At 37.0% G+C, this 14,822-nt stretch carries 7 protein-coding genes; all 7 read left to right on the forward strand.

The genetic code is table 11. From position 1 onward, the window contains the following. Positions 1-99 precede the first annotated feature (99 nt). The 7 genes from QZ574_RS07295 to QZ574_RS07325 all read left to right on the forward strand — a co-directional run bounded on the left by QZ574_RS07295 (position 100) and on the right by QZ574_RS07325 (position 14,658). Positions 100-1,041 (forward strand): FecR domain-containing protein, encoded by a 942-nt coding sequence (locus tag QZ574_RS07295; RefSeq protein WP_297088334.1) that lies wholly within the window; start codon positions 100-102, stop codon positions 1,039-1,041. A 121-nt stretch (positions 1,042-1,162) separates the two neighbouring features. Continuing rightward, positions 1,163-4,489 (forward strand): TonB-dependent receptor, encoded by a 3,327-nt coding sequence (locus QZ574_RS07300; RefSeq protein WP_297088336.1) that lies wholly within the window; start codon positions 1,163-1,165, stop codon positions 4,487-4,489. Between the two features lie 23 nt (positions 4,490-4,512). Beyond that, the gene (locus QZ574_RS07305) at positions 4,513-6,252 is read left to right on the forward strand and encodes a RagB/SusD family nutrient uptake outer membrane protein (RefSeq protein WP_297088338.1); all 1,740 of its coding nucleotides are present in this window, start codon (positions 4,513-4,515) and stop codon (positions 6,250-6,252) included. Positions 6,253-6,716: 464 nt separating this feature from the next. Beyond that, positions 6,717-8,612: an FAD-dependent oxidoreductase gene (locus QZ574_RS07310; RefSeq protein WP_297088340.1), complete on the forward strand. Its 1,896-nt coding sequence runs from the start codon at positions 6,717-6,719 to the stop codon at positions 8,610-8,612. A gap of 137 nt (positions 8,613-8,749) precedes the next feature. Then, on the forward strand, positions 8,750-10,924 hold the full coding sequence (locus QZ574_RS07315) for a hypothetical protein (RefSeq protein WP_297088343.1): 2,175 nt from the start codon (positions 8,750-8,752) through the stop codon (positions 10,922-10,924). A gap of 1 nt (position 10,925) precedes the next feature. Then, a complete protein-coding gene (locus QZ574_RS07320) occupies positions 10,926-13,037 on the forward strand; it encodes a beta-galactosidase trimerization domain-containing protein (RefSeq protein ID WP_297088344.1) in 2,112 nt (703 codons plus the stop codon). A gap of 181 nt (positions 13,038-13,218) precedes the next feature. Further along, positions 13,219-14,658 (forward strand): endo-alpha-N-acetylgalactosaminidase family protein, encoded by a 1,440-nt coding sequence (locus QZ574_RS07325; protein WP_297088346.1) that lies wholly within the window; start codon positions 13,219-13,221, stop codon positions 14,656-14,658. Positions 14,659-14,822: the final 164 nt, after the last annotated feature.

Below are 14,822 nucleotides of genomic sequence, written 5' to 3' on the forward strand. Positions count from 1 at the left end.
ACGTGTTTAAAGCGTTTAAATTGTAGTATTAGTAAATGATTAGAAAACTTACTGAAAATACTATTAAAATTGAAACCGTCCAATAGGTCTGAGCAAAACATGACAAGCCCCAAAAGTTTTTTGGAAAAAGAAAGCATTCCCGAACAATTGTTAGAAATAGTAAAGGAAGTTGAAAATGTAAATGTAGATAAAGCTTTTTATAAGGTTGAAAACAGCATTAAGAAGAAAAAACAAATTTTTAATTTATATAGGTCAGTTTCGCGATATGCTGCATTTTTAGCTTTACCATTGGCTATTGCATTGGTGTGGAGCTTAAACATAAATCAATCCACCGATTCATTAAATAATATTACATACAACGAAGTACAATGTCCTATTGGTGTACGATCAAAATTGGTTTTACCTGATGGCTCGAGAGTAGCTTTAAATTCAGGTAGTTCGGTTAAATATCAAATCCCTTTTGAAGAAAAGAATAGAAAAATATTTCTGGAGGGTGAAGCCTTTTTCGATATAAAGAATAACGAAAAATCGAATTTTATAGTTGAAACTCAGAATATCAGAATTGATGTTTTGGGAACCAAGTTCAATGTAAAATCATATCCCGAAGAAGAATCGATAAAAGTTTCGCTTGAAGAAGGAAGTATAAACCTTAGTCGGTTCTCGGAGCAAAATGAATCAGATAAAATGGAACTGAAACCGGGTCAACTATATAAATTCAATAAAAAGACCGGAATGGGAAAAATTGAACTGTCTGTGGTTGAAAACTTGAGTGCCTGGAGAAATAATATTCTTGAATTTGATGAAACTCCAATTGGTGAATTAGCCCAAATACTTGAAAGATGGTACGGAGTGGATATTGAAATAGAAAGTAAGGAAATAGAAAAATACAAATTCACAACAACTTTTGAAGGCCAGTCATTATCTCAAATTCTGGAACTTTTAGAAATGAGTTCCCCGATAAAAGTTGAATATATAACCGGACAAACCTCTTCCGCTAACAACCAATATTTAAAATCGAAAGTAATTATTAGACAGAACTAAAAAAAATGCGAATGAATTAAACACAAACTAGACTAAAAAAGGAAGTGCGCCTACACTCCCTTTTATTGCTTATCCTGAAAATCAGGAAATAAACAAGTTTTAAACTAAAACATTCAAATTTATGAAAAAAAATTATGAACTGCTGCAGCTGTTACTAATTGGCTGCAAGAAAAAAATGATTTTTATGCGCAATACCTTGTTAATACTTCTCCTAAGCGCGTTTCACGTGGTAGCTTCAGTTAGCTACTCGCAATCAACTAAGCTAACCTTAAATCTTGAAAATACCTCCATAAAAGAGGTTATGAATGAGATTGAAAGAATGAGCGAATTTTACTTCTTGTACAACAGCGAACTTATTGATGTTGAAAGGAAGGTAGATGTTAATATTGAAGACGAGAATATAGAAAAAATTATGTCTCTTCTGTTTGAAAACGATGTGGATGTAATGTTTAAAGACCGTCACATTATTATCTCACCAAAATCAGAAGTTCAACAATCGACGGTATCAGGAACCGTTATTGATGACTCGGGAGTTCCACTACCTGGTGTTACAGTTGTTGTGAAAGGAACAACGCAAGGTACAGTTACCGACTCAGATGGTAACTATGCATTACCAAATGTTTCGGGCAATTCAATATTGGTATTTTCTTTTGTTGGAATGGAAACGCAAGAAATTCCCGTAGCAGGAAGCTCTAAAATTAATGTTACCATGTTGGTCGATGCTATCGGAATTGAAGAAGTAGTAGCGGTCGGTTATGGAACCATGAAGAAGGTAAACCTCACTGGTTCAGTAGAGTCTGTTGATGGAACTAAAATAGCCAGACAACCTGTAGCGCAAGCGTCTCAGGCTCTTGTTGGTTTATCTCCTGGATTAACAGCGATTCAGTCAAGTGGTCAGCCGGGTGAAGACAATGCGACACTACGTATTAGAGGCTTAGGATCAATTGGTGCATCAAACGATCCATTAATTCTTATTGATGGTGTTGAAGGAGATTTAAACATGATCGATCCTAACAATATTGAAGATATGTCAGTATTAAAAGATGCTGCTTCGGCAGCAATCTACGGATCAAGAGCATCAAATGGAGTAATATTAATTACAACCAAAAGAGCAAATGCCAACGAAATGTCGGTTTCCTATAAAAACTACGTTGGGTGGCAAAAGGCAACTGAACTTCCTCAATTTGCGGGTGCACTCGATTTTCTAAAATATTCAGGTGAAGATCAAGCCACAATCGATGCATATGCTCAGGGAATGAAATCTGATCCGGATTTATATCCAGACACTGACTGGGTTGACTTGTTATTCTCCGAAAGCGGATTCCAACAATATCATAACCTTACTGTAAACGGAGGTACTGAAAAAGTAAAAGTCCTAGCATCTATTTCTTATACCGATCAAGGTGCCAATATCGTAAACTATGGCTTAACAAGGTATAACGGACGCTTTAATACTGATATGAAATTTTCTGAAAAGTTTGATGTAAATTTCGATCTTAACTTCAGTAAATCGTTAACAAAATCACCTCACGGGACTTTAGAAGCTATTACACATCATGCATTTTCTATGCCGCCAAACTACCCTGCCATCCATTCCGATGGATCATGGGGGTCAGGATTTGGGGGAGGAAACCCGGTAGCTTACGCACATGAAGGAGGTTATCGAAACACCCATTCTAATTATTTCAGAGGAATACTAAAAGCCAATTTGTCTCCAATCGATGGTTTAAAATTTACGGTAATGTATTCACCTGAATATGCAGATACATATAAAAAAGCATTCGAAAAAACATATACCCAGATTTTAGACTGGACTACAAAGTCGGAGAATATAATTAATACTCCAAATAATTTCAAACAGACCAATGGCAGAGCTTTTACTCATAATTTTAATGCCCTGGTATCATATGAGAAAAACTTTAATGATCACAGAATTTCTGCTCTAGCTGGTTATGAAGTTATTCAGGATGAGTATGAAATGTTTGCGGCATCAAGAGATTATTACATCTTACAAAAATATGAGGTACTTGATGCAGGTTCGCAAGAGCACGACAATAATGAAGGTACTGCAACTCATTCGGCACTGGTATCACAGTTTGGACAGGTAAATTATGCATTTAAAGATCGCTATTTATTGGATGCTAAAATACGTAGGGATGCCTCTTCCAGGTTTAATTCAGATAATCGAGTGGGTATTTTCCCATCTTTTTCAGCAGCATGGCGAATATCTGAAGAAGGTTTTCTTAAAGACTCTGAACTAATTTCAAACATGAAAGTACGTGCTTCCTGGGGACAACTAGGTAATCAACAAATTGGGAGCGATTTCCCTTATGTGTCTAGCGTTTCATTAGGAGCATATAACTATTTGCTGGGAGGTAATGTTGTAACGGGTGCATCGCAAACTGTTTTAGCTAACCCTGAAATTAAATGGGAAACCACGGAAACTACGAATATCGGATTGGATTTAGGATTGTATGATCAACGTTTATCTGTGACATTTGATTATTATATTAGAAAGACAAAAGATATTCTGTTGAATATTCCTATTCCTCTTGTTATTGGATTAGAAGCTCCGGTTCAGAATGCAGGTAACGTAGAAAATAAAGGATTTGATTTTTCTTTAGATTGGCAGGATAAAATGGGAGATTTCTCATATGGTGCAAGAGTAATTATTTCCGATGTTAAAAATAAAGTTACAAACCTGGCAAATGTGGGACCAATAATTAGTGGAGATTCATATACCGCCGTAGGTCATCCAATAGGACTAATTTACGGCTACGAAACTGTTGGTATTTTCCAGGATCAAGCCTCCATTGATGCTGCTCCAACTCAATTCGGAACTTTACAGCCAGGAAACTTACAATTCAAAGATCAATTGACCGTTGATACAAACGGAGACGGAGTCCCTGATCAAACCGATGGTGTAATTAATGCTGATGATCGTGTTACCCTTGGAAATCCTTTCCCAAGACTATCATACGGCATCGATTTAAATGCAGAATACAAAGGTTTTGATCTTGCAATTTCAATGCAAGGAGTTGGCAGAAGAGATGCATTTTTAGGTGGAAAGTTAATATGGCCAATGTTTAATGCAGGTAAATTGCAGGAATGGCATATCGAAGAATGTTGGAGCCCTGAAAACAGAGATGCAAAGTATCCAATTCTTGCTCCAACCAGTTTTGGTAGTAATGATATTAGGACTAATAGTACCTGGGTATTTGATGCATCCTATTTCAGGATTAGGAATATTTCTTTAGGTTATACTTTTCCTCAAACAATTTTACATAAGACGTTCATCGATGACTTGAGAATCTATTTCTCAAGTATGAATCCATTTACATTCCATAAACTACCGGAAGGTGTTGATCCATTGGTCCCAAACGGATCACAGGGATCTATATACCCAGTAACGACCAACTATATTTTTGGAATCGATTTAAAATTTTAGTCTAATCAATTTAAGGTATAAACATGAAAAAATATATAACATTAATGAGCTTAATCCTTTTAATTGGATTTTACTCATGTGAAGATAAGTTTCTTGATCTTGAATCGTTGACAGAACCGGTTGATGCAACTTTTTATAGTAGTGAAGCTGAATTGGAACTTGCTCTTACAGGAGCCTACACCGCATTTAGGTATTTGGCATCGTATGGTGTGCCTCAGATAGTAGTTATGGATAATGCTTCCTCTGATATTGGGGTCAGTAGAAACAATGGAGACGGATTTGTTGATCTGGGATCTGGAATTCACAGCTCAACAACTGCAGGTTTTAGAAATACATACACATTCTTTTATAGAGGTATTGCACGAACCAATTTATTACTTCAAAACATGGAGCGTGCAATAGATGTAGTATCTGATGAAAGGTATAATCAGATAGCGGCTGAAGCACTAGTCATTAGAGCATATTGTTATATGATGCTAACCGAATCGTTTGGCGATGTTCCATTCTTGGATGGTGTAATAAGTTCACCTTCGGAAGCACTTCTACCCCGTGAAAATAAATCAACTATCGTTGATAATATTTTGGCTGATCTTCAAACAGCTTCTCAAAAATTACCTGTAACATGGTCAAGTTCAGAAACTGGTCGCATTACCAAAGGTTTTGCATTAGGGTTAAGAGCAAGAATTGCATTATATAATGAAAGATATGACATTGCAGCTTCATCTGCTAAAGCAGTTATTGATAATGAGAGCGCAGCTGGGTATAGTTTACATCCCAATTATTTTGAACTGTTTCAGGGAGTTGCAAATTCTCCTGAAGTAATGCTGTCTCTTCCATATAAATACGGATGGAGTACCTCACAGTTCACACTCGCTCAAGGCTCAAGGAATAGACCAGGGTGTTGGAGCGTAATGTATCCTTCGCAGTCATTGGTAGACTCTTATGAAGCTACCGATGGAAAGCCTATTGATGAATCAACAGTTTACGACCCACGTTATCCGTTCGAAAATCGTGACCCAAGGCTAACATCATCTATTATTACACCGCAAAGTGTTTGGGCGGGGATTATCTATGAATCTCATCCGGATAGTTTGAGTTATAGATTTGCCGATGGAAGTGTAGGTGGATTTAATAAAGATAATAGAGCAAATCATTGGCCTGCCTCATATTGTGGTTACTTGTGGAAAAAATATACGATAGAAGAATCACAAAAAGTAGGACAGACATGGAATGAAGAAGATTTTACTCTGATGCGTTATGCTGAAGTTTTATTGACTTATGTTGAAGCAAAAATCGAATTGGGGCAGGTTGATGTATCTGTATTAAATGCCTTAAATAGAATTCGCGCTCGCGCATATGGAGTGAATGTTGATGATACAGGAAACTATCCTGCTGTTACAACTACTAACGTTTCTGACTTGAGGAAAGTACTTCGTAGGGAACGAAAGGTTGAGCTTGCAAATGAAGGATTCCGGTTATTTGATATCAGAAGGTGGAGAATTGCTGAAAAGGTAATGTCTCCTAAAATTTATGGCCGCATGTTAGATCCTGTAAATTCACCTGCCATTCCTCAAATTGATGATGACTGTTTCGTTTCTTACGCAGGTATAGGTCAACACTATCTCGACCTTCCGGATCCTCGCTTTGTTAATGGAACCAGAATTTTTAATCCAGGTAGAGACTATCTTAGCCCTATTCCTCAACAGGAAATAGACACTTATGTTGGGCTAGGTGGCTCATTAACCCAGAATCCTGGTTATTAATTCGCATAGTTACAAAATTTTAAAAGCGATTTTGAATTTCAACTTTATTTTAAACCACACAGTACAATTAAAGAAACAATCAAGAAATAGACATTCCAGTAAAACACATTTTTGTGTTCCTGGAATGTCTTTAAAAGGACATATTCTTTCAGGTATTTTTTCACTTCCCTCAGTAATGTTCTAAATAACTGAAGATAAAATGATTTGAGCTTTATAAAGACAGATCTTCAGAATTGCGATTGGAAGTAAAGTGAAATTCTAAAGTACACCGTATTGGAGCCGAAATTGAGTCAACCAACCATAGATAGTATCATTAAAAAAACATAAAACTAATTCCTGATGAATTAGTATTGGCAAGAATAGGAAGAAGCACGGGAAAGAGGTTTTTTAAAAATGATTTGTATGACTATACCACATAGATAGTTTAATTCAGCCTTCCTAATAAGGTAAAAAAGAAATATAGGATGAAACGTCGTCAATTTTTAAGAAACACTGTAATTGCTGGTAGCGCAATCGTTGCTGGACAGAAGTTTGCATGGAGTGGAGCGAAACAGCACGCTGGCTTATTGTTAGAAGCGGCTCAATTTCAGAGTCACGGCGGATGGTCGTTAGATTCACAGTTTATGGATCAAATGGGCTCAGGTTTCTTACTGGCTCATGGCATGGGTATCCCGGTTGTAGATGCTACGGCAAAAGTTAAGCTGATTGAAACTGGAACTTACAAGTTGTGGGTGCGAACCAGAGATTGGGTAGCGCCCTGGAAAAAAGACGAAACTCCGGATACACAAAAGGCATATGGAACTCCTGGCATTTTTAAAGTATTGGTGAATGGAGAAGCAGTTAAAACGGTCTTTGGCGATCGGGATGAAGACTGGCATTGGCAAGATGGAGGTCACATTTATTTTTCCTCCGAGGATGTAGAAATAGCACTGCATGATCTTACCGGATTTGATGGACGATGCGCCGGTATTTTTTTAACTAAAGATATTAGTTTGATCCCTCCAAACCATGGTGAGGAATTAGCTCATTTTCGCAGAAAATGGCATGGTCATCAAGAAAAACCTAAAAAAGCAGGACAATTCGATTTCGTTGTAGTTGGAGGAGGTCTTGCAGGAATGTGTGCCTCATTGATTGCAGCAAGGCAAGGATTGAAAGTAGCACTTATACAGGATCGTCCGATTGTTGGAGGGAACAGTAGTTCAGAGATAATGGTGTCAACAGGTGGAATTCCTCGGAGTAAATTTGCGCCAATACTTGGAGACATATTAGCAGAATTTGATTTGTCGGACGAAGAACTTGATAACCTCTATCCAAGAGGGCATAACGATCCTAGAAGATTTTTGGATAGTGAAAAAGATGCCATTGTCCGTTCCGAGAGAAATCTATCATTTTTTCCAATGTACCGAATGAACAAGGTAGAAATGAAGAAAGGTCGGATTGTAGCTGTGGTAGCTGAAAATATAGCAAGTAGTCATCGTTTACAATTCGAAGGTCAGTTTTTTGCCGATTGTACCGGTCACGGGTCAGTTGGCTATCTGGCTGGAGCAGATTTCGAAATGTCTACATACGAACACATGGGACGTTGCAATATGTGGGCGGTAACAGATACGGGTAAACCAACAGATTTTCCAAGTTGTCCCTGGGCTATTGATCTCTCTGATAAGCCGTTTCCCGGAAAACGAGGTTGGGCTTTGAGGGGGAAGACTGAAAAAGACCACAATGTAAAACACTTAGGACGTTGGTTCTGGGAAAGTGGGTTTAATCACGACCCTATTTCAAAAGGAGAATATATAAGAGATTGGAATTTCCGTGCAATGTATGGAGCTTGGGATAGTCTGAAGAATGTTGAACAAACTTTTCCAAACCATAAACTCAAATGGTCATCGTTTATATCCGGCACACGAGAATCGCGTCGTTTACTTGGCGATATAATTCTTAATAAAGAAGATGTACAAAAGCCTGTTTGGTATAATGACGGGATAGTGCCTACCGGATGGAAGATTGACGTTCATTATCCAAACCCCAATTATTTAAAGGGATTTGAAGGTGATGCTTTCATTTCTACAGTGGACTTCGAGGATTGTGTCGTTCCTTATTATATTCCTTATAGATGTTTGTACTCCCGCAATATACCTAATTTGTTTATGGCAGGGAGAGATATTAGTGTAACTCGAGAAGCATTAGGTACGGTTCGTGTTCAAAGAACAACATCGCTTATGGGTGAAGTAATTGGAATGGCTGCATCAATGTGTGTTGTGAGCGAAGTTGACCCGAGAGATATTTATAATAAGCATTTGGGAGAATTGAAGAAAAAGTTTGGGATGGATCCGAATGTAATCGCAAAATCAGAAAAACAATAGGTGCTATTTATTTAGGAAATTAGAATTGTAGAGAATGTAACAAGATGTAGTTGAATTGTTGTTATTACATAAAGATTCTTCTCTCAAAAGAGGTTTTAAAGAATACTGCTAATAAATAAAATTAATAAACTGTCGTTATGAGAAACTTAACTTTACTTATGGTAACCTCAGTTTATGTGTTTCTGCTTTTAGGAAGTTGCTCACAAGATGAGGAAGTAAATATAATCTTTGACGATGAATTACAAACTGTTGCATATGGGGTTAAAAAACTGCAACAACATTTTGAAGATATTCAACTTTTGTCTTACGCTAATGTAGATTCAAGCCCCAACATGACAAAGGTTTCGATCATTTTAAATGATGGTTCTCTTGTTGAAGGAAAGTATCTTAAAAAATGTAATGAAATTACCACAAATGACGGCTACGCAATTTTAAAAGAGGGGAGAAATATTCTTGTGATTGGAAAAACACAGAGAGGATGTTTGTATGGATTAATGGATATTCTTGAGCAGACAAACGATAGAAAAAGTTTAAAAAAAATTATCGAAAAAACAGAGAATTCAACAATATCATTCCGGGCAATAAAATACAATCTTCCCTGGGCACCATATAGAAAAGGTCTACACAGTGATGTTCACCTCGAAACTTGTCGCGATTTAGCCTACTGGGAATCTTTTCTGGACATGATGGTAAAAAATCGTTTCAATGCACTTACTCTTTGGAGTAAGCATATTTTCCCATTCATGATAAAAGCAAAAAATTATCCTTTGGCAACTCCGTATAGTAATGAGGAAATGGCGGAATGGAAATATTTTTGGGCTTCCCTTTTTAAAATGGCAAAGGTGAGAGGTATTGAAACTTATATGCTGAATTGGAATATCATAGTTTCTTCTCAATTTGCTGAAGCTTACGGTGCGAAAGAGTATTCTGATCGCTCTGAATTAGTTGAGAAATACACCAGAGAATCTGTTACACAAATGATTAATGAATATCAGGATTTAACCGGATTTGGTGTAACCTTAGCTGACTGGATGGGGAATTCGGGAAAAGAAAGGATGACTCCTCAGGAAAGAGAAAAGTGGATTGAGAAAACGATTATCCAAGGAATGAAAGATGCAGAGCGGGAGACAAAGTTTATTCACAGGGCGGTCCTTGTGGGCGAACCTGACGAAATGAGGCAAGTTATCGATAAGGCCGGTTTCAATCATAAAACAGTAGTTGAAATAAAATTTAATTGGTCGCATGGACATTCTACTCCTTTAATGGCACTTACTCACGCCAATGACAATGGTCAGATCATGGAAGGACTCTGGAACCCTAAACCTGATAATTTTTTTATAGCATGGACCATTAGGAATGAAGACATTTTTGTGTTGAGGTGGGGTGAACCCGACTTTATCAGAAAACATATCAAGATGAATAATCATGATTATGTTGACGGTTATTTTATTGGTTCAGAAGGATACATTCCAGCCAAAGATTACTCTCATTTTGATAATGAAATTAAGACATGGAAATTCGCTTTTCAAAAACAATGGATGTTCTACCACACCTGGGGAAGATTATTATATAATCCGAATATAACTGATGAAGACCTGGCAAAACAATTGGTAAAAAGGTATACAGAAACAGATGGGATAAGTTTACTCCAAGCCTATTCATTAGCATCAAAAGTGCCACTTTATATAGCTTCATTTTTTAAGGCTACATGGGATCTTACCCTTTATAGCGAAGGGTTTCTTACCCCATATAGTACTACTTATAAGAATAAAAATTCCCCTTTCATTTCTATTGATGAATTGATTCAAAGCGAACCACTGAGTTCCAAAGAATACTTGAGTATTAAAAAATATTGTCAACTGATAAATAGTGCAGCTCAAATTCCGGAAGGGGTAATTACACCGACACAATTGTCCGAAAAAATATTCATGGAGTGTGAAGAGGCATTACAAATTATCGAAAAACTGCGAAAACATAGTGTCAACGAAACTCTAAATTCGGAACTAGATGATTTAGAAACATGGTGTTATTTGGGATTCTATTTTGCTGACAAACTTAACGCCGGAGTTGCCCTTGAAAAGTTTAACCTGAATAAAACGCACCTCCATAAAGAAAATGCTATCAGGTATTTAGGGAAATGTGTTGACTATTGGGCGAAAGTTATTGATTTAACCGTTGACAGATATAAACCCATGCCATATGTAAGCCATGCGCACGATATGACTAAATGGCCTGGTTTTGAGCAATTTCATTGGAGCTTCTTTATGAAAGATGTGGAAAAAGATATTGAATACGCAAAATCATTAAACTAACATGGCAAAAAATCTTATTTATATAATATTAATTGGGTTATTAGCCGCTTGTAATGGACCTCGAATTAATATCTCTGAAATAGATCCGGGGCAATACGACACCACTTGGTGGAATAGAACACCAGTTAGAATATTTCAGCAAAATATGCGCGAGATTGATGCGCAAATGGACATCGACCAATATATTCAATCTCTAAAAGATGTTTCAGCAAATGCAGTCAGACTAAATGTTGGCGGTATTGTTGCATTTTATCCTACGGTTCTGAAGTATCACTGGAAAAATGAATACATGCAAGGTGATTTATTGGGGACATTAATTAAACGGCTCCATGAGGAAAATATTAGAGTCATCGGCAGATTCGATTTTAGTAAGTTGAATGAAAATTATGCATTCCAAAAAACTGAATGGCTGTACAAAAGTACAAGTGGCGAATTTGTAAATTATAACGGTCAGGTTCATACTTGTATTAATGGAGGTTATCAGCAATCTTATGCATTAGAAATACTGGAAGAGGCTATAACTAACTACGATTTAGATGGAGTGTTTTTTAATATGCCCGGCTATACAACTCGTGATTACAGCGGTAACTATCATGGTATTTGCCAATGTGAAGCATGTATTACACGATTTAAAGATTCGACAGATTTAGTCCTTCCAATAAAAGAGGATTGGAATGACCCGGTTTACAGGGAGTATAGAAAGTTTGTTCAAATAACATCGGCTGAACAATTTTTACGTGTGAGAAATTTTGTAAAGGAATTAGATCCCAAATTAGTTATTAATACTTACCTGCCAAATGGTGTGGATATTCTGGCTCGTGAATCTGCTTCAAATACAAGATCTTCAATGGAATGGCATTACTCAGCAAGCGATCATGTAAAAACTGCTCTTGGCACCTATGCTAATAAAACCTCCGGAAACATAGCCATTAGTTTTTTAGATATTGGTTTTAGGCACGTCCCTGCTTCTCCGGATATTACCAGAATTAGGTTGACTGAAAACTTACTAAACGCAGCTCCTCTTGATTTTGCTTGTATGGGGTTAATAACTAATCAGGAAGACAGAGTTGCATTGTATCATGCTAAAGATATTTATGGCTTTAATAAAAACCATGAAGTTTTATTTACAAATGTTGAGTCGAAGGCTGATGTTTGTTTAATTAAGGGGGAATGGAATGATTATAGAGGAATTTTTAGAATCTTATCTGAAAATCACATACCATTCGATGTGATGTTCGCAGAGGGATTACTTTCAGGAAAATCTCCCAAAAGTATAAATGATTACAAGTTGATCATTGTTACTGATCACCCAAACATGAGCGATGAATTAGTGATTAGATTGGACGAATATGTTGAAAACGGAGGAAAAATGATAGTCACCGGCCTGACCTCAACGAATGACGAGAAACGAAGGCCGCTGAATAAAATTCGACTAAAGTCACTGGGAGTCGAATCTGAGTATAACTTAAGAAAGAAAGCAAATTCGAACTATCTAAAAATTGAAGAGCAAGATAAGATACGGCTTGGCAGAGAATCATATAAGGACATGGAGCTGGCTTATATTCATAGCGACTTTCTTGAATGCAAACTAAAAAAAGGAGCTCAGCCATTTCTCAAGTTGATTCCAAATGCTATGTATGGTCCTCCTGAAAAGTGTTACTACACTGAGGTTACAGAGATTCCGGGAATGATTGCATATGATTTTGGTAAAGGAAAGAGTTTATATATCCCTTTTAAAATTGGAGAGATGTATAATTCAAAAGGTCACCATTCTCATTCAAAACTTATCATGTCATCAATATTAAACATTATGGGCTATCAGCCAAACATTGAAACAGATGCACATGAATTGGTTGAAATTACTCATTTGAAGAACAGGAATAATGCCTTTGAATGGGTTGGTCTGATAAATCATACCGGAGTACTTGGGCCATCATTTCATTCACCTTTACCAATCAACAACATAACCCTTAAAATCGATCCTGAGAAAGAGGTGAAAGCAGTTAAGCTTATACGTGCAAATCAATACGTAGACTTTAAGAATGAGGATGGGAAGGTTTGCCTAACACTGCCGGAACTCGTTGATTTTGAAATGGTATTGTTTGTTTATTAGAGTTAATGTCCTTTGGTATCTAAGACTAAATTATCTGGTTTAATTGGATTTTTGACTTAAAAACTCTTATCCCATGATTCGTTTATGAATGTAACACATTATAAATGTCGCCTCTTTTCTTTGAGAGTTAGCTTAATCTGAAATTGGATGAACATTTAAGAAACCTTTTAAATTGATTAAAATGAGAACCTTAATTAGCCTATTTCTGATCATCTTATCTTTTTGTTCATGCACAGTAAAAAACCCTTCACACGATAATAAAACAAAGCCCTTCGCTTCCAATGTTAATGGGGAAATCAGCAGGATATATGAATACAACCATGAATACCACCAATGTTTGGTGTATAAAGTATTAAACGATATTCCGGAAGATGGGGAGAAGCTTGAAATAGATTTTGATGAATCTTTGGAAATGATCCGAACGATTCATGATATTACAGGAGGGATAAAGCAAATCATCTATTTTGTAGGTTGGCAGTTCGATGGTCATGATTCAAAATATCCGGCTTGGTCGGAAGTTAATCACCGGTTGAAGCGGTCTGGCGATACGGATGCCAGAGCAAGTTTTATTAGGCTAGCCGAAGAAGCCAGGCAGTACAATGCTTATGTAAGTATCCATATCAACATGTCGGATGCCTATAAAAACAGTCCTCTGTGGGATATATATCTGAAAAATGATTTAATAGTTCGCAATCCGGATGGGTCGATCAAAGAAGGTATGGTTTGGGGAGGCGAAATAAGCCATTTTGTAGATAAAGTAAAGGAATGGGATAAAGGTTTTGCACAAAAACGTATTGATGGGCTTTTAGAAATATTGCCTTTTATAAAGGAAAACGGGACAGTGCATATTGATGCCTTCGGTTTGGTTCGTGATAATGAAAAGAAGTATAAAACGGTATGCAATATTTTTGATTATTGGAAAAAGAACGGTGTTGATGTAACAACTGAATATGCTGATATGCAATTAATGGGTAGGATTCCAATGGTATGGCACTTAAACCTTGCTGAAGAGAATAGGCTGAAATACCCACCAAGTCTTATTTGTGGTGGCGGTTCGATTGGAAACATGCGTAATCCTGAAGATAGAGTTTATACTCATGCAGGTTGGGCTATGATGCCTGATGCAGGCTGTTTTTACGAAGAAGCCTGGGGGGCATCAATCGATAGCGACTTTACCGAAAGGCAAGGGAAACTCAAAAATATCGTCCATAAATTTTGTACCAAAACATTGGTGTGGTACTTTCTAAATCAATACCGTCCAATTTCGCATTTTCAGGATCTTGAAAACTACACCGTTACGTTCACCGGTGGTGTTGTATCGAATGTAAGAAAGTCAGACCGCCACCTTACCATAAAACAGGCTGAAAGGCTATTTGTCGATGGAGATAATATTTTTATACCCGCACCCTGGACCGATGGTGAATGGTTTGCATACAATAAAGGCGACGAGGCTTATAAATGGGCAATCCCGAAGGAATGGAAAGGTGTAAATGAAGTGAATGCGGTTAGAATTACAGATAGGGGAAGGACAGAATCCACCGTTTTAAATGTGGTTGATGGTGAAATCTTAATTGAACCAACAGATGGCGAAGCATTAGCCATTTCGCAAAAAAGAGAGTAGCCATTGTATATTGGCCTACAAGAGTTAGTATTGAAGTTTACCTAGTAATTATTTTTCCAAGTAAGCAGGTCACCTGCGAGGAGTTTCGGATATGTAAATGTAACTCTGTCTGATTGATTTCTATTTTTCAAATTAAATTATTTTTTCAGTCACATCCAATTCGT

The sequence above is a fragment of the uncultured Draconibacterium sp. genome (assembly GCF_913063105.1).
Classification (GTDB): Bacteria; Bacteroidota; Bacteroidia; order Bacteroidales; family Prolixibacteraceae; genus Draconibacterium.

What these genes read in the sequence shown, in the direction of transcription:
- QZ574_RS07295 (WP_297088334.1), top strand. Translation starts at nt 100, where the DNA reads ATGACAAGCCCCAAAAGTTTTTTGGAAAAAGAAAGCATTCCCGAACAA.
- QZ574_RS07300 (WP_297088336.1), top strand. Translation starts at nt 1,163, where the DNA reads ATGAAAAAAAATTATGAACTGCTGCAGCTGTTACTAATTGGCTGCAAG.
- QZ574_RS07305 (WP_297088338.1), top strand. Translation starts at nt 4,513, where the DNA reads ATGAAAAAATATATAACATTAATGAGCTTAATCCTTTTAATTGGATTT.
- QZ574_RS07310 (WP_297088340.1), top strand. Translation starts at nt 6,717, where the DNA reads ATGAAACGTCGTCAATTTTTAAGAAACACTGTAATTGCTGGTAGCGCA.
- QZ574_RS07315 (WP_297088343.1), top strand. Translation starts at nt 8,750, where the DNA reads ATGAGAAACTTAACTTTACTTATGGTAACCTCAGTTTATGTGTTTCTG.
- QZ574_RS07320 (WP_297088344.1), top strand. Translation starts at nt 10,926, where the DNA reads ATGGCAAAAAATCTTATTTATATAATATTAATTGGGTTATTAGCCGCT.
- QZ574_RS07325 (WP_297088346.1), top strand. Translation starts at nt 13,219, where the DNA reads ATGAGAACCTTAATTAGCCTATTTCTGATCATCTTATCTTTTTGTTCA.